Source organism: Rhizobium sp. BK098, assembly GCF_014193155.1.
Taxonomy (GTDB): domain Bacteria; phylum Pseudomonadota; class Alphaproteobacteria; order Rhizobiales; family Rhizobiaceae; genus Rhizobium.
Map to the genome: position 1 here is coordinate 354,574 of NZ_JACHYY010000005.1, position 19,548 is coordinate 374,121.

The 19,548-nt window shown below is 58.4% G+C and carries 20 protein-coding genes; 11 read left to right on the plus strand and 9 right to left on the minus strand.

Annotated features, from left to right (window positions below; all coding sequences use genetic code 11):
• Positions 1 to 24: 24 nt before the first annotated feature.
• The 5 genes from mnmG to hemE form a co-directional block, all read right to left on the minus strand.
• Entirely contained in the window at positions 25 to 1,905 is a 1,881-nt protein-coding gene (mnmG, locus tag FHT73_RS16080; RefSeq protein ID WP_183713030.1) for a tRNA uridine-5-carboxymethylaminomethyl(34) synthesis enzyme MnmG, read from the minus strand.
• 107 nt (positions 1,906 to 2,012) lie between these two features.
• Positions 2,013 to 3,347 (minus strand): tRNA uridine-5-carboxymethylaminomethyl(34) synthesis GTPase MnmE, encoded by a 1,335-nt coding sequence (gene mnmE / locus FHT73_RS16085; protein WP_183713033.1) that lies wholly within the window; start codon positions 3,345 to 3,347, stop codon positions 2,013 to 2,015.
• Positions 3,348 to 3,480: 133 nt separating this feature from the next.
• Entirely contained in the window at positions 3,481 to 4,746 is a 1,266-nt protein-coding gene (gene rho / locus FHT73_RS16090; RefSeq protein ID WP_015341775.1) for a transcription termination factor Rho, read from the minus strand.
• A gap of 199 nt (positions 4,747 to 4,945) precedes the next feature.
• Positions 4,946 to 5,491: a protoporphyrinogen oxidase HemJ gene (hemJ, locus tag FHT73_RS16095; protein ID WP_181476394.1), complete on the minus strand. Its 546-nt coding sequence runs from the start codon at positions 5,489 to 5,491 to the stop codon at positions 4,946 to 4,948.
• Positions 5,491 to 6,525, minus strand: a complete 1,035-nt coding sequence (hemE, locus tag FHT73_RS16100; protein ID WP_112606944.1) for a uroporphyrinogen decarboxylase — start codon at positions 6,523 to 6,525, stop codon at positions 5,491 to 5,493. The genes hemJ and hemE overlap by 1 nt, the downstream gene beginning before the upstream one ends.
• Positions 6,526 to 6,926: 401 nt before the next feature.
• On the opposite strand from hemE, the gene FHT73_RS16105 reads away from it, so the two are divergent.
• The 5 genes from FHT73_RS16105 to dnaQ are packed head-to-tail and all read left to right on the plus strand — an operon-like array spanning position 6,927 to position 10,566.
• A complete protein-coding gene (locus FHT73_RS16105) occupies positions 6,927 to 7,748 on the plus strand; it encodes a pyruvate, water dikinase regulatory protein (RefSeq protein ID WP_183712922.1) in 822 nt (273 codons plus the stop codon).
• A gap of 33 nt (positions 7,749 to 7,781) precedes the next feature.
• Positions 7,782 to 8,381 (plus strand): Maf-like protein, encoded by a 600-nt coding sequence (locus tag FHT73_RS16110; RefSeq protein WP_183712925.1) that lies wholly within the window; start codon positions 7,782 to 7,784, stop codon positions 8,379 to 8,381.
• The gene (locus FHT73_RS16115) at positions 8,374 to 9,231 is read left to right on the plus strand and encodes a shikimate dehydrogenase (RefSeq protein ID WP_183712928.1); all 858 of its coding nucleotides are present in this window, start codon (positions 8,374 to 8,376) and stop codon (positions 9,229 to 9,231) included. The genes FHT73_RS16110 and FHT73_RS16115 overlap by 8 nt, the downstream gene beginning before the upstream one ends.
• A gap of 1 nt (position 9,232) precedes the next feature.
• Positions 9,233 to 9,832, plus strand: a complete 600-nt coding sequence (gene coaE / locus FHT73_RS16120) for a dephospho-CoA kinase (RefSeq protein WP_183712931.1) — start codon at positions 9,233 to 9,235, stop codon at positions 9,830 to 9,832.
• 17 nt (positions 9,833 to 9,849) lie between these two features.
• Complete coding sequence (gene dnaQ / locus FHT73_RS16125; RefSeq protein WP_183712934.1) at positions 9,850 to 10,566, plus strand: DNA polymerase III subunit epsilon; 717 nt, start codon at positions 9,850 to 9,852, stop codon at positions 10,564 to 10,566.
• A gap of 81 nt (positions 10,567 to 10,647) precedes the next feature.
• Here dnaQ and secB read toward each other — a convergent pair whose 3' ends face one another.
• Complete coding sequence (gene secB / locus FHT73_RS16130; RefSeq protein WP_069613913.1) at positions 10,648 to 11,130, minus strand: protein-export chaperone SecB; 483 nt, start codon at positions 11,128 to 11,130, stop codon at positions 10,648 to 10,650.
• 95 nt (positions 11,131 to 11,225) lie between these two features.
• Complete coding sequence (locus tag FHT73_RS16135) at positions 11,226 to 11,744, minus strand: FxsA family protein (protein WP_112606956.1); 519 nt, start codon at positions 11,742 to 11,744, stop codon at positions 11,226 to 11,228.
• Positions 11,745 to 11,891: 147 nt separating this feature from the next.
• Between FHT73_RS16135 and FHT73_RS16140 the strand changes: the two genes are divergently transcribed.
• The 5 genes from FHT73_RS16140 (at position 11,892) to gyrB (ending at position 17,350) form a co-directional block, all read left to right on the plus strand.
• Entirely contained in the window at positions 11,892 to 12,593 is a 702-nt protein-coding gene (locus tag FHT73_RS16140) for a Tim44/TimA family putative adaptor protein (protein WP_015338173.1), read from the plus strand.
• Complete coding sequence (locus tag FHT73_RS16145; RefSeq protein WP_112606958.1) at positions 12,590 to 13,708, plus strand: murein transglycosylase A; 1,119 nt, start codon at positions 12,590 to 12,592, stop codon at positions 13,706 to 13,708. Before FHT73_RS16140 ends, FHT73_RS16145 begins: the two co-directional genes overlap by 4 nt.
• Positions 13,708 to 14,292 carry a Smr/MutS family protein gene (locus tag FHT73_RS16150; RefSeq protein ID WP_112606960.1) on the plus strand — a complete coding sequence of 195 codons (585 nt, stop codon included), beginning with the start codon at positions 13,708 to 13,710 and terminating at the stop codon, positions 14,290 to 14,292. Before FHT73_RS16145 ends, FHT73_RS16150 begins: the two co-directional genes overlap by 1 nt.
• Positions 14,289 to 14,654 carry a helix-turn-helix domain-containing protein gene (locus tag FHT73_RS16155; RefSeq protein ID WP_069613918.1) on the plus strand — a complete coding sequence of 122 codons (366 nt, stop codon included), beginning with the start codon at positions 14,289 to 14,291 and terminating at the stop codon, positions 14,652 to 14,654. The genes FHT73_RS16150 and FHT73_RS16155 overlap by 4 nt, the downstream gene beginning before the upstream one ends.
• A 260-nt stretch (positions 14,655 to 14,914) precedes the next feature.
• Positions 14,915 to 17,350, plus strand: a complete 2,436-nt coding sequence (gene gyrB, locus FHT73_RS16160) for a DNA topoisomerase (ATP-hydrolyzing) subunit B (protein ID WP_112338600.1) — start codon at positions 14,915 to 14,917, stop codon at positions 17,348 to 17,350.
• 62 nt (positions 17,351 to 17,412) lie between these two features.
• On the opposite strand, the gene FHT73_RS16165 is transcribed toward gyrB, so the two are convergent.
• Both FHT73_RS16165 and FHT73_RS16170 read right to left on the minus strand, forming a co-directional pair.
• Entirely contained in the window at positions 17,413 to 18,012 is a 600-nt protein-coding gene (locus tag FHT73_RS16165) for a nitroreductase family protein (protein WP_112606962.1), read from the minus strand.
• A 79-nt stretch (positions 18,013 to 18,091) separates the two neighbouring features.
• A complete protein-coding gene (locus tag FHT73_RS16170; RefSeq protein ID WP_112606964.1) occupies positions 18,092 to 18,382 on the minus strand; it encodes a DUF2218 domain-containing protein in 291 nt (96 codons plus the stop codon).
• Between the two features lie 161 nt (positions 18,383 to 18,543).
• Between FHT73_RS16170 and FHT73_RS16175 the strand changes: the two genes are divergently transcribed.
• Complete coding sequence (locus tag FHT73_RS16175; protein ID WP_112606966.1) at positions 18,544 to 19,497, plus strand: glutathione S-transferase family protein; 954 nt, start codon at positions 18,544 to 18,546, stop codon at positions 19,495 to 19,497.
• Positions 19,498 to 19,548: the final 51 nt, after the last annotated feature.

The window sequence follows — 19,548 nt, forward strand, 5'->3', positions numbered from 1 at the left end:
TATGGACTCTCTAACCTTGTATTGTCAGGAAACGAGTTTCTGCTCTTCGGCTGTACCCAACTTCCTTAGATAAGCCAACAGCAAAGAGATTGCAGCCGGCGTCATTCCGTCAAGGCGTGATGCTTGCGCGATATTCTTGGGGCGGGCGGCCGTGAGCTTCTGCTTCAGCTCGTTGGATAATCCCGAAATAACGGAGAAGTCGAATTCTGCCGGTATGGCGCGCTCTTCCTCTCTCCGAACCTGAACGATATCGGCGGTCTGGCGATCCATATAAACAGCGTAGGCCGCCTCGATTTCTATCGCCTCGCCAATCTTTCGCTGCATTGAATGCAGTTCCGGCCAAATGCGCGAGAGACTTTCAACGGACTGGCCCGGATGCGAAAGAAGCTCATAAGCCGAGCGGCGTTGGCCATCCTTGTTGAGATGCATTCCGACGCGTTCCGCTTCATTCGGCGTAACCGTCAAGCTCTTCAAGCGATCGCGGGCCTGGTCAAGAGTCTTTATATACTGCTCGAAGCGCATGGCCCGATCAGAAGCGACGCAGCTTAGGCCAATACCCATCGGCGTCAGACGAACGTCTGCGTTGTCTGCCCGCAGCGATAGACGATACTCCGCCCGCGATGTAAACATGCGATAGGGCTCCGCGACGCCGCGCGAGGTCAAATCGTCAATCATCACCCCAATATAGGATTCCGTCCGACTGAACTCGATTGATTTGCCGCCCGCCGCTAAACGCGCAGCATTCAGTCCCGCAACGAGCCCCTGAGCACCAGCTTCTTCATATCCCGTTGTGCCATTGATCTGGCCCGCCAGAAAAAGACCGGGAATCTTTTCCACCTCCAGGGACAGTTTCAATTCGCGCGGATCGACATGGTCGTATTCGATTGCGTAAGCATGTTGGAGAATGCGAACTCGTTCCAGACCCGGAATGGTCCTGATGAACTCCTCTTGAACCTCCTCCGGCAGGGACGTGGATATGCCGTTTGGGTAGACCGTGCTGTCGTCCAAACCTTCTGGCTCCAGAAAGATCTGGTGGCCGTCACGCTCACCGAACTTGACGATCTTGTCCTCTATGGACGGACAATAGCGTGGCCCGACACCTTCAATCTGCCCTGAATACATCGCCGACCGCTTCAGGTTTTCAGCAATAATTCTATGCGTTTCCGGCGTCGTGCGGGTAACACCGCATTCGATCTGCGGATTCACGATAGCATCCGTCATGAAGGAAAAGGGCGTCGGATCTTCATCCGCACCCTGACGCCCGACCGAGTCCCAATCGATCGTTGCACCATCAAGCCGGGCAGGTGTCCCGGTCTTCAACCGACCCAATGCCAGTCCGTGCCGGAGCAACGTATTCGAGAGTCCCATAGAGGGTTCTTCTCCGACGCGGCCCGCCGGTATTTTTTTAACGCCGATGTGAATAAGGCCGCGAAGAAAAGTCCCTGTTGTCAGGACGACGGCACCACAGGGAATATGACGCCCGTCCTTCAAGATCACGCCGGACACATGGCCGTGCTCGAAGGCAAGATCGAAAGCGTCACCCTCTATAACATCGAGATTGTCGATGGCGGCGATCTCTGCCTGCATGGCCAGACGATACAGCTTCCGATCCGCCTGGGTGCGGGGGCCGCGCACCGCCGGGCCTTTCTTGCGATTGAGCATGCGAAATTGAATGCCCGCCGCATCCGCGACGCGGCCCATCAAGCCGTCAAGAGCGTCAATTTCGCGAACCAGGTGACCCTTGCCAAGTCCGCCAATCGCGGGATTGCAGGACATGACACCGATCGTCTCGCGCCTATGCGTCACGAGCGCCGTGCGCGCGCCCAAGCGCGCCGATGCAGCGGCAGCTTCGCTCCCGGCATGGCCACCGCCCACAACAATCACATCATACGCTTTATCGAACATCATCAAGCCCTCGGTCGTGCCGTTTGTTTGGCACACCAATTTCAGGAGTCAAGAAGGTTTCACGTGAAACGTTCAGCGAGGGTATGCCGCTCTCTGTTTCACGTGAATCATTTGCCGATGCAGAATTCTGAGAAGATCACATCCAGTAGATCTTCAACATCGATGCGTCCGGTTATTCGTCCCAAGCTCGTGGCCGCCTGCCGCAAGTATTCCGCTCTGATATCCAGACCTCGATCTTCGGACGCGAGCGCTGCCGCGACTGCACCAAGGCTATCGGTCAGCAATGTGCGATGACGCAAACGGCTAGGAAGAGCTAGGGACAGCATTCCCGAACGCGCCTGCAAATCCCGCCGAAGAAGGTCATGCAACTCATTCAATCCGGCGACGTCCACAGCCGAAATCAGTATATCATAGCCATTGTGAATGCCGGGGTGAATATCAGATTTTGTTCCGACGGTTAGCACCTTGCCGGCAAAGCCTGGAAAGGTGCGTTGCGGTTCCTCGCCGATTTCGGCCAGAGATAAAACCAGATCTGCGTCTGCCACTGTGCGTAACGCACGGCGAATGCCTTCACGCTCGACGATCTCGTTAGTCTCCCGAAGCCCCGCCGTATCGTAGAGCTTGACTGCATATCCCTCGATGTTCAGATCGACGTGCAGCACGTCACGGGTGGTCCCGGCAATGTCTGTGACAATCGCCACTTCGCGCTTCGCTAGCGCGTTCATCAGGCTGGATTTGCCGGCATTGGGTGGGCCCGCGATCACCACCTTTAGCCCGTCGCGAATGATCTCGCCCAGATCGGCGCCTGCAAGATGATCAGACAGTTCGCGGTGCAATTGCTTCATATCCGCCCAGACCATATCCGATACGGAGCCGGGGACATCATCCTCATCGGCAAAGTCCAGCTCCGCTTCGATCAGAGCACGCGCGCGCGTTAAACGATCCGCCCAGCTGTTATAGAGGTCCGATAGCCCGCCGGCGGCATGCTCCATTGCGAGCCGCCGCTGCATCTCGGTTTCGGCGCTGATAAGATCGGCAAGGCCTTCTACCTCGACCAAATCCATCTTTCCATTTTCCAGCGCTCGTCGGGAGAACTCCCCATGTTCCGCTAGGCGAAAGTTTTCGAAGCGCGAGAGCTCGTCGAGGAGCGCGTTCACCACCGCCTTGCCGCCATGAACGTGAATTTCCACGCAATCCTCACCCGTGAAGGAGGCAGGACCGGGAAAAGTCAGGACAAGAGCTCGGTCGATAATTAGACCGTTACGAGTCCGAATCGTTTTAAGAGCCGCTTGTCGTGGCATCGGCAACGCGCCACCAAGCGACCTGGCCGCGCGAAAGGCTCCATTTCCGCTGATACGCACCACAGCAACTCCAGCGGGCAAGCCGCCGCTGGATAGTGCATAGATTGTCTCACTTGTCGCCAACATCAGATCGAACCGCATCCGAATCGATTGCCGAAGAATTTCTGACTTCGACATTCGATACATCAAAAACAAAATCGGGCCGCATAACGCAGCCCGATCATAGCACTATTCAACGCCGATAATCCTTCGACAGGAGCAATCCCGTAGCAGGTTAGGTGTTCATCGAATCGAAGAAATCCGGGTTGTTCTTCGTCTGCTTGAGCTTGTCGATCAGGAATTCGATCGCATCGGTCGTTCCCATGGGCGCGAGGATACGGCGAAGAACGAAGATCTTTTGCAGATCCTGACGCGGAACGAGAAGGTCTTCCTTGCGCGTACCGGACTTGAGGATATCCATCGCCGGGAAGATGCGCTTGTCGGCGACCTTACGGTCAAGAACAATTTCCGAGTTACCGGTACCCTTGAACTCTTCAAAGATCACTTCATCCATGCGGCTGCCGGTATCGATCAGGGCCGTCGCGATGATCGTCAGCGAACCACCTTCTTCGATATTACGCGCGGCACCGAAGAAGCGCTTCGGGCGCTGCAGGGCGTTGGCGTCAACACCACCCGTCAAGACCTTGCCGGAGGAGGGAACGACGGTGTTGTAGGCGCGGCCGAGGCGGGTGATGGAATCGAGCAGGATGACGACGTCGCGGCCGTGCTCGACGAGGCGCTTGGCCTTTTCGATGACCATTTCGGCGACCTGGACGTGGCGCACGGCCGGCTCGTCGAAGGTCGACGAGATGACTTCGCCGCGGACGGAGCGCTGCATATCAGTCACTTCTTCCGGACGCTCGTCGATCAGCAGAACGATCAGGTAGCAATCCGGATGATTGGCGGTGATCGAATGGGCGATGTTCTGCAGCAAGACGGTCTTACCCGTGCGCGGCGGAGCGACGATCAGGCCGCGCTGGCCCTTGCCGAGCGGTGCAACAAGATCGATCACGCGGGGCGAAAGATCCTTCGACGTGGGTACGTCGAGTTCCATGCGGAAGCGCTCATTGGGATAGAGCGGCGTCAGATTATCGAAGTGAACCTTGTGACGGATCTTTTCCGGATCGTCGAAATTGATGGTGTTGACTTTAAGGAGCGCGAAATAACGTTCGCCTTCCTTCGGTCCGCGGATCGGTCCCTCGACCGTGTCGCCGGTCTTCAAGGAGAAGCGGCGGATCTGGGAGGGGGAGATATAGATATCGTCCGGACCGGGAAGATAATTTGCATTCGCGGAACGCAAGAAACCGAAGCCGTCCTGCAGAACTTCGACGACGCCCTCGCCGATGATTTCTACGTCTTGGCTCGCCAATTCCTTCAGAATTGCAAACATCAGTTCCTGTTTGCGCATCGTGCTGGCGTTTTCGACCTCGAGCGATTCGGCAAAGGCCAGGAGATCGGTCGGGGATTTATTTTTCAGTTCCTGAAGCTTCATTTCAGCCATGAAGGGAATTACTCATTTTTTTAGGAGGGGAAAGGCAATGTTGCTCGTATTCAGAACCGCGATAGGGGCGCTCGCGGGCGACAGAATGGATACATGCCACGAAGAGAAGATGGCGGGAAAATAGCGACTCACTTTCTGAACCGCAAGGGGGGCAGGCAAAATGAAAGAAATTTAACGCCGCCCCTAATACAGCCCCGCTTCACGCAAACGGCTTGACGACCACGAGAATGACGATTGCGATCATCAAAAGCGTCGGCGCCTCGTTCATGACACGCCAGTAGCGCGCCGAATGCTTGTTCTCGTCGCGGGCGAAGGCGCGCACCGCACTGCTGAAATGGCCGTGAACGCCCGAGAGAACCAAGACAAGCCCGATCTTGGCATGCAGCCAGCCGCCCTGAAAATCATACACCGACCAGGCAAGATAAAGCCCGAAAATCCAGGTCAGGATCATCGCCGGGTTGATGATGTAGCGGAGCAGCCGCTGTTCCATCACCTTGAACGTCTCGGATTGCTGGGAGCCGGGTTCGGCATCGGTGTGATAGACGAAAAGCCGCGGCAGATAGAACATGCCGGCCATCCACGAGATCACGGCGATGATGTGCAGCGCCTTGATCCAGAGATAAAGATCGGCCGGATGCCAGGCGAAAAGCCCGATCGCCAGCGCCGCAAAGATCAGGATCATGAAATAGGCCCGCCGTCCGGCCTTCTGGCCCGCCGCGGAATCCGTCTGCTTTTCCACCGTCATCAGCTCCTCCATCCCCGCACGCGTTCGACCAGCGTCGCCACGTTCGCCGGATCGGCCTGGGGCGTGATGCCGTGCCCGAGATTGAAGATCAGTGGGCCATTCCCGAGCTGCTGCAGGATATCGTCGATCCCGTCGTCCAGCGCCTTGCCGCCGGCAACGACACGCATGGGATCGAGATTGCCCTGCACCGGGCCGTCCTTCTGAAGCTCCCGCGCGAAAGCAAGCGGTACCGACCAATCAAGCCCGATCGCATCAGCGCCGGTCTTCTGCCGATAGGTTTTCAGCAGATAGCCCGCTCCCTTGGCGAAGGCGATTACCCGAGCCCGCGGCCGCCGCGTCTTGATCGACGCGATCATCTTCGCAACGGGCTTGATGGCGAAAGCCTCGAATTCCTTCTCACCAAGCACGCCCGCCCAGGAATCGAAAATCTGCACGGCATCCGCACCGGCATCGATCTGCGCCACGAGGTAATCGGCCGAGATCTCGGCAAGCAGCATCAGCAGATGTTCGAAGGCCTTAGGATAGCGATAGGCAAACAGCCGGGCAGGAGCCTGATCCGGGGTGCCGTGTCCGGCGATCATATAGGTCGCAACGGTCCAGGGAGCTCCACAGAAGCCAAGAAGCGTGGTTTCCTGGGGCAAGTCCCGCCGCAGCCGTCGCACCGTCTCCATGACCGGCTCTAGATACGCCAGAATGCCCTCTGGTTTCAAAGCCAGGATACCCGTCTCGTCGATTGGATCCATTTCCGGCCCATGTCCCTCGGTGAAGCGAACATTCCGCTTCAGCGCATCGGGGATGACGAGAATATCGGAGAAGAGAATGGCAGCATCGAAGCCATAACGCCGGATCGGCTGCAGCGTCACTTCGACAGCGTAGTCGGGCGTATAACAGAGATCGAGGAAACTTCCGGCTTTCGCACGCGTTTCACGATATTCGGGTAGATAGCGACCTGCCTGTCTCATCAGCCAGAGGGGAGGAGGGGTGAGCGTTTCGCCGCTCAGCACCCGCAGGATCTTCCGGCGTTCATCGGTCACAGACGTCGTCCTATATAAAACCAAACATATATTAAAAGGTTTCTATTTCTTAGAGTCGGTGAGTAGCAAGGATTAAAGTTCGTCCCTTGCCTGTCCAATTTGTCGCGCCCCGGCCATAAATTTGGAGAGATTTCGAGATCGCAAGCCCATATGTGGAAAAGAAAGGTGATTTTTCAATCTTTTGAGGAGGTTGGCGAGAAATTCGGCTTTTCGCCTTCTGGGGACAAGTCGGGGATGAGTGAGGTGTTGTCGATCTTATCCACATTGCTCACAGCCACCGCGAAAGCCGTCTCTCGAAAATTCCAAATGTGGAAAACCCGGCGGTTTTCCACTTGCCCAAGATAGGCCCCTTCTCGTACCTCTCTTTTCTCCCGAGATATCAACAGGTGATGGAAAGTAGCGTGGAAAACCGGACGAGCTTCTTTCATCTGCACCTGATTTCTGACTCAACGGGCGAGACTCTCATCTCGGCCGGCCGCGCCGCCTCCGTGCAATTCCATGCCAGCCAGCCGATCGAGCACGTCTATCCGCTGATCAGAAACCGCAAGCAGCTTCTGCCTGTCTTGGAGGCGATCGACCACAGCCCGGGTATCGTCCTCTATACGATCGTCGATCGAGAACTTGCCGATTTCATCGCCGAGCGCTGCAGGGAGATGGGCGTACCATCAGTCAATGTTCTCGAGCCGGTCATGAATGTTTTTCAGACCTATCTCGGCACGGCATCGCGCCGCCGCGTCGGCGCGCAGCATGTGATGAATGCGGATTATTTCGCCCGCATCGAAGCGCTGAACTTCACCATGGATCATGATGACGGCCAGATGCCCGATGATTATGACGACGCCGACGTCGTCATAATCGGTATCAGTCGCACCTCGAAAACGCCGACGAGCATCTATCTGGCCAACCGCGGCATCAAGACAGCAAACATTCCGATCGTCCATGGCGTGCCGTTGCCTGAAAGCCTTGCCAGGGCGACGAAGCCCTTGATCGTCGGGCTTGTTGCGACGACCGACCGTATCTCGCAGGTTCGCGAAAACCGCATCCTCGGCACGACGCCCGGCTTCGATCGAGGCGACTACACCGATCGGGCCGCGATCTCTGAAGAGCTGAAATATGCTCGCTCGCTCTGCGCCAGGCACAACTGGCCGATCATCGATGTCACACGCCGTTCCATCGAAGAGACGGCCGCCGCCATTGTTGCCCTGCGCCCCAAGCTGCGCTAAGCGCTCCCCATGACTATCTCGGAGGCAGCCGTCATGACCTCGCCCCTTATCCTTGCATCCTCCAGCCCATTCCGGCGGATGCTGATGGAAAACGCCGGATTGCATTTTCAGGCGATCGCTGCCGATATCGATGAGCGCGCGATCGAAGCACCGCTGGAGCTGGGTGGCGCCAGCCCGGATGCGGTCGCGCTCGTGCTGGCAAAGGCGAAGGCAAAAGAGGTGAGCGATCGCTTTCCCGCCTCGCTCGTCATCGGTTCCGATCAGACCATGTCGTTGGGTGCCCAGGTCTTCCACAAGCCAAAGTCGATAGCCGATGCGGAAAATCATCTGGGGACCTTGTCCGGAAAGACGCATCGGCTGAATAGCGCCATCGCGCTCGCACGCAACGGCGACATTATATGGGAGCATGTGTCTCACGCCGATCTGACCATGCGGGAATTATCGGCCGATTTCATTCACCGCCACCTGGGCCGCGTCGGCGATAAGGCCTTGTCGAGCGTCGGCGCCTATCAGCTGGAAGGCGAAGGCATCCAGCTCTTCTCCAAAATCGACGGCGACTATTTCACCATCGTTGGATTGCCGATGCTGCCGCTTCTGGAAAAACTGCGAGAGTTGGGGACGATCGATGGATGATTCACGTGAAACACAAAGCGTAAACGCTTTTGTAACGGGTTATCCGGTCAAGCATTCGCGCTCGCCGCTCATCCATGGATACTGGCTGAAGCAGCTCGGTCTGGCCGGCAGCTATCGCGCCCATGAGGTTGCCGTAGAAGCTTTCGAAGCCTTCATTGCATCCTTGAAGGACGGCACCAGCGGCTTCGTGGGCGGCAACGTCACCATCCCCCATAAGGAAGCGGCGTTCAAACTCGCTGATCGGCCTGACGAACTTTCGGAAGAATTGGGCGCGTCCAACACCCTGTGGCTCGAAGGCGGCGAGCTGCACGCAACGAACACCGATAGCCGCGGCTTCACGGCAAATCTGGATGAGCGTCACCCTGGCTGGGATCGCAGCGATCGTGCCGTCATCCTCGGGGCGGGGGGTGCCAGCCGCGCCGTGATCCAGGCGGTGCGCGACCGCGGCTTCAAGGAAATTCATGTGGTCAACCGCACGGTCGAGCGGGCGCAGGAATTGGCGGACCGCTTCGGCGAACGGGTTCATGCCCATCCGATGGCCGCACTCGGCGAGGTCATGCAGGGTGCCGGTCTCTTTATCAATACGACATCGCTGGGCATGGACGGCGAAGCAGCGCCGCGTATCGATTTTTCCTCTCTTGCAGAAGGCGCCGTCGTCACCGACATTGTCTATGTACCGTTGAAGACACCGCTTCTCGCCCAGGCCCAGGAACAGGGCTTCGCCATCGTCGATGGCCTTGGCATGCTGCTGCATCAGGCCGTGCCGGGCTTCGAAAAATGGTTCGGAAAACGTCCGGCGGTCGATGAAACCTTGAGGGCATTGATCATCGCCGATATGGAAAAGCACTAATATGATCAAGATCGGGCTCACCGGATCGATCGGCATGGGAAAATCGACCTCGGCAAAACTTTTCGCCGAAGCCGGAATACCGGTGAACGATTCCGATGCGGTCGTGCATGATCTCTATAGTGGCGAAGCCGTGCCGCTGGTCGAGGCTTCCTTTCCGGGAACGACCAGCGACGGTAAGGTCGATCGGCAGGAGCTCAGCCGAAAGCTTGCCGGCGATCCCTCCGGTTTCAAGCGTCTCGAGGCCATCGTTCATCCGCTGGTGCGCGAACGCGAGCGTCAGTTCCTGGAACGTCAAAGCGAGGCCGGCGCCGATCTGGTGGTGCTGGATATTCCGCTGCTCTTCGAAACTGGCGCCGACAAACGAGTGGATAAGGTTGTTGTCGTCAGCTGCGATCCACAGATTCAGCGGGAGAGGGTTCTTGCCCGAGCGGGCATGACGGAGGAAAAATTCAACATGATTCTCTCCCGCCAGACGCCGGACGCAGAAAAGCGGGCGCGCGCCGATTACGTCATCGATACCGGCGGAAGTATCGAGGCGGCCGGCGAGCAGGTCAGAGAGATTATTGCTGATCTGCGGCGCAAGCAGCAGAGCAAGACATAGGAAAGCGGAGTTTCGATATGCGCGAGATCATTTTCGATACGGAAACCACGGGCCTCGACAACAGGGCCGACCGGATCATTGAAATTGGCGGTATCGAGCTCATCAACCATTTCCCGACAGGAAACACGCTGCACCTCTATATCAATCCGGGTGATCGCAAGGTGCATCCGGATGCGCTCGCGGTGCACGGCATCACCGACGAATCGCTGAAGGACAAGCCGCCCTTCGAAGAGGTCGCGGACAAGATCCTCAACTTCTTCGGCGATGCCAAATGGATCGCGCACAACGCCACCTTCGACATGGGTTTCGTCAACGCCGAATTCGCAAGGCTAGGCCGGCCGCCGATCCTGCCCGATATGGTGATCGATACTTTGGCCATGGCCCGGCGCAAACATCCGATGGGTCCGAATTCGCTCGATGCTCTTTGCCGTCGCTACGGCATCGACAACTCGCACCGCATGAAACATGGCGCGTTGCTCGACTCCGAACTGCTGGCTGAAGTCTATATCGAGATGATCGGCGGCCGGCAGACGGCGCTCGGGCTTGGCAGTGTCACCGGTTCGTCGGCACGCTCGCGCCAGAACGATGTCGCGGAGGAAATCGTCGTCGATATCTTGGCGCGGCCCGCTCCGCTGCCGAGCCGGCTGACCGAGGAGGAACTCGCGGCTCACGCGGCGCTGGTCGCCAAGCTCGGTACGAAGGGAATCTGGTCGAAATACCCTGCTTCCGAATAGGGCGTTTTTTCAAGAATCAAAAGAAAATGCCCGGACGTGCGATCCGGGCATTTTCGTTTCCAGAACAGGAAAAATCGAGGCTCAGTTCGGAACGGCCGAAACCTGGGCGCGGGCCTGTTCTTCGGCCATGCGCTGCGTGAACATCTGAGCGAAATCGATCGGATCGATCATCAGCGGCGGGAAGCCGCCGTTGCGCGTGACGTCGGCGATGATCTGGCGTGCGAAGGGGAACAGCAGGCGCGGGCATTCGATGAAGAGCAGCGGCAGCATGTGTTCCTGCGGGAAACCGGTGACGCGGAAGACGCCGCCATAAACCAGCTCGGTGTGGAAGAGCACGCGCTCGCCATCCTTGGCTTCGGCGCTCAGCGTCAGCACGACGTCGAAATCGGAATCCGACAGCGGGTTGGCGTTGACGTTCACATTGATATTGATGTCGGGAGCATTTTCCCGGGCCTGAAGCGAGCGCGGGGCACCCGGATTTTCGAAGGAAAGATCCTTGGTGTACTGAGCAAGGATGCTGAGGCTCGGGCTGGCAGCACCGTTGCCGTTGGTCTCGTTGGCCATGGGGGTGTCCTCTCACGTCTCGATGGGTGTCGCCATCTAGCATTTAGAAAAGGGGCTTACAACCCTTATGGCTCCGGCACTCCGGAGGCCGTTCTCTAGTCTTCCAGCCGCTTTTGGTCCGACCAGGGCGAGTTGCGGTTTGGCTCTCGATGGAAATCGCCTTCATCGAGATCGACGACGTTTCCGGGTTTGTTAGGCCGGCTCTGCGGTCCGGCGCCCGGGCCTTGCCCGCGGTGGAACGCCCGCGAATTGCCGAGAACGACGATGCGCTTGCGCAAAACCTGCCAGGCGAGATCGCGTACGGCCGGGATGAAGAGCAACAGGCCGATGATATCGGAGATGAAGCCGGGCAGCATCAGGAAGAAGGCTGCAACCACGATCATGGCGCCATGCACCATCTCGCGGCCGGGATCGCCGCCATTGCGGCTTTCGGCCGAAATGCGCTGGAGAATGCCGATGCCCTGGATTCTCAAAAGAGCAGCACCGAGCAGCACGCTGAGGATGACAAGCCCCAGTGTCGCCCAGACGCCGATCATCTTTCCAACCACGATGAATCCGGCAATTTCAGCCAGAGGCATCAGAAAGACGAAGATAGGAAGAAGTGATAGGCGCATGTTACGGTGGTCCTGAGAGCGGGGTTTCTTCGCGTAAGCGTTGGTTTCGCGCGTATAATAAAGAAACCGGTCCGCTATTTGAATGATAGATCGATGCGGACTATATGGGGATTGATCTTTTAATTTTAACGGTGGTTCCGATACGAGATGGGTGCAAACGATTTTGTGACGATCTTTTTCCTGGTGGCAGCGGTGCTGATCTTCTTTCAGCTGCGCAGCGTTCTCGGCCGCCGCACGGGGAATGAGAAGCCGCCGCGCGATCTCTATGGTTCCGCAGATCCGGCCAATGGCCCAACGGCACCGGATGCCGGCAAGGTGGTGACCTTGCCGCGGCGCGATGGGACCGAAGAGGAAGATCGTTTTGCTGCCATCGATGCCTTTACCCCGGCCGGCACGCCGCTCAATGATTCGCTGCGCGACGTGAGCAAGGCCGATCCTTCCTTCAATCCCAAGGAATTCGTCAACGGTGCCCGCATGGCCTATGAGATGATCGTCATGGCCTTTGCCGAGGGTGATCGCAAGTCGCTGAAAGGCCTGCTGTCGCGCGAGGTCTACGAGGGCTTCGATGCCGCCATCGCCGAACGCGAAGCCAGGGGCGAAAAGGTGAAGTCCACCTTTGTCGGTATCGACAAGGCCGATATCGTCACCGCCGAGGTGAAGGGAACGGATGTCCTCATCACCATGCGCATCGTCAGCCAGATGATCTCGGCCACCTACGACAAGGCCGGCACTTTGATCGATGGCGATGCAGAAGCCGTGGCCGAGGTCAGCGATCTCTGGACCTTCGCCCGCGACACGCGTTCGCGCGATCCGAACTGGAAACTTGTGGCGACCGAATCGGAACAATGACGAGCCTATCGCAGGATTTCAGGCTGGAGCCGGCAACCTTCGCCGATCTGAAGGGCTGGGAGGAGGACGATCCTTCCAGCCTTTTTCGCGCGATGAAAGACTGTCGTACCCATATCCGCGATGTGAAGCCCTATCGCACGGGTGTAGTGGGACTGACGGCCGATGATCTCATGACGCTCCTCGATGCGACAGACGGGCAGGAGCCGCGCAATGCGGCCGAAGCCCGGGCTTTCTTCGAGCAACACTGTCAGCCCTTTTTCATTCGCCGTGATAGCGGCGCGGCCGGCTTTGTGACAGCCTTCTACGAGCCGGAAATCGAAGTCTCCGCCGAGCCGAACGAGATCTACCGCTATCCCTTTTATCGCCGCCCGGACGATCTCATCGATCTGGATGACAGCAATCGCCCTGCCGAGCTCGATCCATCCTACATGTTTGGACGGCTGCGAGGCGGGTTAATTTCCGGCTATCCCGACCGCGGCGAAATCGATCGCGGCTATCTCGAAGGCAAGGGCCTGGAGATCGCCTGGGCGAAATCCAAGGTCGATATCTTCTTCGTGCATGTGCAGGGTGCGGCACGTCTGCGCTATCCGGACGGGCGTCTCGGCCGCATCACCTATGCCGCCAAGGCCGGTCATCCCTTTTCGGCGGTCGGTCGCCTGCTCATCGAGCGCGGCCTGCTGGATCGCGCGACGATCTCCATGCAGACGATCCGTGACTGGCTTTACGCACACCCCGAGCAGGTCGATGAAGTCCTCTGGCACAATCGATCCTATATCTTCTTCCGCGAAGCCGATGTCAGCGATCCCGCTCTCGGGCCGATTGCAGCGGCAAAAGTGCCGCTGGTACCCGGCCGTTCCCTTGCGGTCGACAGGCTCATCCACACCTTCGGTTTCCCCTTCTTCATCCGGTCTGAAAGCTTGACGCATCTCGACGCCGGCAAGCCATTCGCGCGCCTCATGCTGGCGCTCGACACAGGCTCGGCGATTGTCGGGCCGGCGCGTGGCGATATCTTTACCGGCTCCGGCTATGATGCCGGGGAGCTTGCCGGGACCGTGCGCAACGACGCCGATTTTTATATACTCATTCCGAAGGCGGCGGCGCAGAGGTTTGGTTGATGGCCCCGGAACGGCAGAACAAGGAACGAAAGCTCAGCACGGAAGACCGAATCCTCTGGGGTAAGGTCGCCAAGAGCACGCGCCCTATGCCAGGCCGGATAGCTGACATCAAGGCTTTCGAGGCGGCGCTGCAGGCGGAAGCCGAAATCGAAGAAAGCGCCCGCGCCGCAAGGACGAAGCCAGTGCCTCTCTCGGCCGAAACGCAGGAAGCTCCCGCGCCTGTAAAGCAGCCGGCCGGCCGCCATCATCCGCTCGAACGCCCCGTCAAGCGCAAGATCGCCAGGGGACATCTGGCACTTGAGGCCAGGATCGATCTTCACGGCCTTATCCAGAGCGAGGCCCATTGCATGCTTCTGGATTTCCTGCTGCGCGCCCATAGCCGCGGCCTTCGCCATGTGCTCGTCATAACAGGCAAGGGCAGCTCCATGGGCAGCGAAGGAGCGCTGAAGCGTGCCGTACCGCTCTGGTTTTCCAAGCCCGAATTTCGCTTTCTGATTTCCTCTTACGAGACGGCGGCGCAGCATCACGGCGGCGAGGGTGCGCTTTATATCCGCCTGTCGCGCCTGAAGGGGGAGAAGCTTTGACCCCGTTCGGCGAAGCGGTACGCAAGCTGCGGCTGCGCAAAGGCGTCTCGCAGAAGCAGATGGCGGCTGCGCTGAACGTGACTCCGGCTTATTTATCCGCCTTAGAACACGGAAAGCGCGGCCTGCCGACCTTCGATCTCCTGCAGCGCATCGCCGGTTATTTCAACATCATCTGGGACGAGGCCGAGGAATTGTTCCTACTGGCGCGGTTTTCCGACCCCCGCGTTGTCGTCGATACCTCCGGGCTTTCGCCGGAATATACGGCCTTTGTCAATCACTTGGCAGGCAAGATCCGCAGCCTTGACGCGGCAACGATCCGCGAACTCTCGAAGGTTCTGGAAAATGCCGGAAAAACCGGCTGAAAACCGCCTTAATCCCCTGTTTTATACCTGATTTCGGGGCCTTCCGTTTGGAACTTCAGGGTGAAACATCCTATATACAGGCTAGGAAAAACCGCTGATTCGTTAGAGTCGGAAGATTTCAGGTCGAAACGACCTGAAATCTGAATCCGCTCTAAACTCAAAGAAGTAGAGCATGATGTCGTCCGAAAACCGCTCACACTTTTCGGCATCATACTCTACGGATCGGCAGCGTTCTCTAAACACTGGAAAGACTTCAATATATGACCGACACGTCCGTAACCGATAATGGTGGCAACGCCGAGTATGGCGCAGATTCCATCAAGGTCCTGAAGGGCCTCGATGCGGTGCGCAAGCGTCCCGGCATGTATATCGGCGACACGGATGACGGCTCGGGCCTGCATCATATGGTCTATGAGGTCGTCGATAACGCGATCGACGAGGCCTTGGCCGGCCATGCCGATATCGTAACGGTGACGCTCAATCCCGACGGTTCGGTCACGGTCACCGATAACGGCCGCGGTATCCCGACGGATATTCACAGCGGCGAAGGTGTTTCGGCGGCTGAGGTCATCATGACCCAGCTTCATGCCGGCGGTAAGTTCGACCAGAATTCCTATAAGGTTTCCGGCGGTCTACATGGCGTCGGCGTTTCGGTCGTCAACGCGCTGTCTGTCTGGTTGAAGCTGAAGATCCGCCGCCAGGGCAAGATCCATGAAATGAGCTTCACCCATGGCGTGGCGGATGCACCGCTGAAGGAAACGGGTGATGCGGGCGACGAGACCGGCACCGAAGTCAGCTTCATGCCGAGCTCCGAAACCTTCACCATGATTGAGTTCGACTACGGCACGCTCGAGCATCGTCTGCGCGAACTCGCCTTTCTGAATTCCGGCGTCCGCATCCTTCTGACCGACAAGCGTCATTCCGACGTCAGGCAGGAAGAGTTGCTTTACGACGGCGGCCTGGAAGCCTTCGTCTCCTATCTCGATCGCGCCAAGAAGCCGCTGGTCCAAAAGCCGGTTTCGATCCGCAGCGAGAAGGACGGAATCACCGTCGAAGTTGCGATGTGGTGGAACGATAGCTACCACGAAAACGTACTCTGCTTCACCAACAACATTCCGCAGCGCGACGGCGGCACGCACATGGCCGGCTTCCGCGCTGCCCTGACGCGCCAGATCACCTCCTATGCGGACAGCTCGGGCATTACCAAAAAGGAAAAGGTGACGCTGACCGGCGACGACTGCCGCGAAGGCCTGACCGCCGTGCTGTCGGTCAAGGTTCCCGATCCGAAATTCTCCTCGCAGACCAAGGACAAGCTGGTTTCCTCCGAAGTTCGCCCCGTCGTCGAGAGCCTGGTCAACGAAGCTCTCAGCACCTGGCTCGAGGAACATCCGTCCGAAGCCAAGGTTCTGGTTGGCAAGGTCGTCGAAGCCGCTGCCGCCCGTGAAGCGGCCCGCAAGGCGCGCGAGCTGACCCGCCGCAAGGGCGCGCTTGATATCGCCTCGCTCCCCGGCAAGCTTGCCGACTGCTCGGAGCGTGATCCCGCCAAGTCTGAAGTCTTCCTCGTCGAGGGCGACTCGGCGGGCGGTTCGGCCAAGCAGGGCCGTTCGCGCGAAAACCAGGCCATCCTGCCGCTGCGTGGCAAGATCCTGAACGTCGAGCGCGCTCGCTTCGACAAGATGCTGTCGAGCCAGGAAATCGGCACGCTGATCACTGCACTCGGCACCGGCATCGGCAAGGACGAATTCAACGCCGAAAAGCTCCGCTATCACAAGATCATCATCATGACGGACGCAGACGTCGATGGCGCGCATATCCGTACCCTGCTGCTGACGTTCTTCTTCCGGCAGATGCCCGATCTCATCGAGCGCGGCCATCTCTATATCGCCCAGCCGCCGCTCTATAAGGTGACGCGCGGCAAGTCGGTGCAATATGTCAAGGACGAGAAGGCGCTGGAAGAATATCTGATCGGCCAGGGCACGGACGATGCGAGCCTGCGCCTCGGCAACGGCGAAGTCCGTACCGGTCAGGATCTGCGCGAGGCGATCTATGACGCGCTTCGTCTGCGCACGCTGATCGACAATCTGCATTCCCGCTATAATCGCTCCGTCGTCGAGCAGGCGGCAATTGCAGGCGCTCTCAATGCCGAAATGGTCAGCGATCCCGCGCGTGCGGAGGCGCTCGCCAATGACGTTGCCAAGCGGCTAGATGTCATCGCCGAGGAAACCGAGCGCGGCTGGACTGGCGCCGTGACGAGCGAGGGCGGCCTGCGCTTTGAGCGCACCGTACGCGGCGTCAAGGAAGTCGTCTTCCTCGACATGGCGCTGATCGGTTCGCAGGATGCCCGCCTTATCGATCAGCTCGGCGCGCGGTTGAAGGAAGTCTATATCACACCGCCAAAGCTTGTTCGCCGCGATGGAGAGACGGAGATTTCCGGCCCTCGCCAGCTGCTGGACACGATCTTTGCCGGCGGCCGCAAGGGGCTGACGCTGCAGCGTTATAAAGGTCTCGGCGAGATGAATGCCGAGCAGCTCTGGGAAACGACGCTCGACCCGAACGTCCGCTCGCTGCTGCAGGTGAGGGTCACGGATGCGACCGATGCAGATGGCCTCTTTGCCCGGCTCATGGGCGATGAGGTCGAGCCGCGGCGCGAGTTTATTCAGGACAATGCGCTGAACGTCGCCAATCTCGACATCTGATTGTTTGACGAAAAGACAAAAGGCCCGCCGGATAGTTTCGGCGGGCCTTTCTTTTTTATCGATTACTTGGCGATGAAGGTGCCGTTGAAGGCCAGTCCTGAAAGCGGATTGCGCTGGCTCGGCACTTCGCGCTCGCGCAGCTTTTCCGGAAGTTGATTCTTGTCGCCGATCTTGCCGATCGCAACGGCAGCCTCGACGCGGAAGCCATCCGGAATGCCGAGAACCTCATACGCCTTTTCGACGTGGAAGCCCGTCATGCCATGAGCTTCATAGCCGGCTAAATGTGCCTGGATGGCCAGGAAGCCCCAAGCCGCGCCCGCATCGAAAGAGTGGCTGTAGCTGGGCTTCTGGTCGGCGGAGCCAAGCTCGCCGCTGTGAGTGCGGGAAATGACGAAAAGCAGCGCACCAGCGGATTTCACCCAGCCCTGATTGAAGTCGATCAGGACGCTCAAAAACCGGTCCCAATGTTCCGAGCCGCGCAGCGCATAGAGGAAACGCCAGGGCTGCAGGTTCGAGGCGGAGGGTGCCCAATGCGCCGCTTCCAGAATGGTCAGCAGGTCGGCTTCCGGCAGGGTCTCGTTGGAAAAAGCGCGCGGCGACCAGCGGTCGAGAAAGAGCTTGTCGATCGGATATTGGGATTCGCGGCTGTTGCTTGATGTCATGAGGGCTTCTTCCTTAGAGAGCATTTGCCGCAGGCGATCGAAACTGGCCGTTGGCTGGTCATAAATAGAGGATGAGAACTTAAACTCGGGCAGTCCAGTTCACGTCGAGCTCCTCGCGGAAGGCGAAGCGCTTGAGGTGGTCGGCAACGACGTTCTGCATGCGCTCGAGGTCTTCGGGCTTCTCGACCGTCAGCGTCATGACGAGGTTGCCGGGTTCGGCCGCCAGATCGAGGAAGTTTTCCGCGCCGAACGGCACCCTGCCAGCAGCCGCATCAAATTCCACGCTGAAGCGATGGCTCCAATGCTTGCAGAGCTGCTGGAGATAGCGGCTGGCATGGTCGGTCCTGACGTTGGAAACGGATGTCGCCATGGGATTTCTCCGATAAACCTGATCGCAAACGCGTCATTTGATACATAGAGGTATCTACATTCGCCAGGTAGACAGTCTGTTTCAAGTTTGCGTTATTCCGTTGAAATTTTGTTCCGCTATGCTCCGCCCCTATAGGAACGCGTGCGAGCGGAGACAGAGCCTTGCTGGTAAATGGAAAATGGACTGAGGATTGGCAGCCGGTCCAGGCCAAGGATGAGAAGGGCGGTTTCGTTCGCCAGATTTCGAGCTTCCGCAACTGGGTCACGCCCGATGGTCGTGCAGGACCGACGGGTGACGGCGGTTTCAAAGCAGAGGCCGGCCGCTATCATCTTTACGTCGCTCTGATCTGCCCCTGGGCTTCACGTACCCTGATTGGCCGCAAGCTGAAGGGTCTGGAAGAGGTCATTTCCGTTTCCATCGTCGAACCCGTGTTGTCCAAGCAGGGCTGGCAGTTTGGCGATTATCCCGGTGCGACGAACGATCCGATAAACGGCGCCAGCTACATGCATGAGATCTATACCAAGGCTGATCCGACGTTTACTGGCCGCGCCACCGTACCGGTCCTATGGGACAAGCAGAAGGGCACGATCGTCAACAACGAATCCTCCGATATTCTGCGCATGCTGAATGACGGCTTTGGCGATCTTGCCCGCAATGACATCGATCTCTATCCGGCCGGTAAGCGGGATGAAATCGACAGTTTCAATGCCCGGATCTATCCCGCTCTCAACAATGGCGTCTATCGCGCGGGCTTCGCCACGACGCAGATCGCCTATGAAGAAGCCTTCAACGAGGTCTTCGATTGCCTCGATCAGATCGAAACCGAGCTGGAGGGCAGGGATTTCCTCTTTGCCGCCAATCCGACGGAAAGCGATATCAGGCTCTTCGTCACCCTCGTCCGTTTCGACGTCGCCTATCACGGCCTGTTCAAATGCAATCTCCGCCGGTTGTCGGACTATGCCAACCTCCAGTCTTTCTGCCGCCGGATGTTCGATTGGCCAGGTGTTGCCGAAACCGTTGACTTCGATCATATCAAGCGCGGCTACTACTCGATTTCGACGCTCAATCCCACCGGCATCGTACCGCTAGGGCCCGCGCTGGACGAGCTGTTCTGATACTCGACCGAGTGGTCAAACCGGTCTAAGGTCCGCCCCGTCCGATGGAGC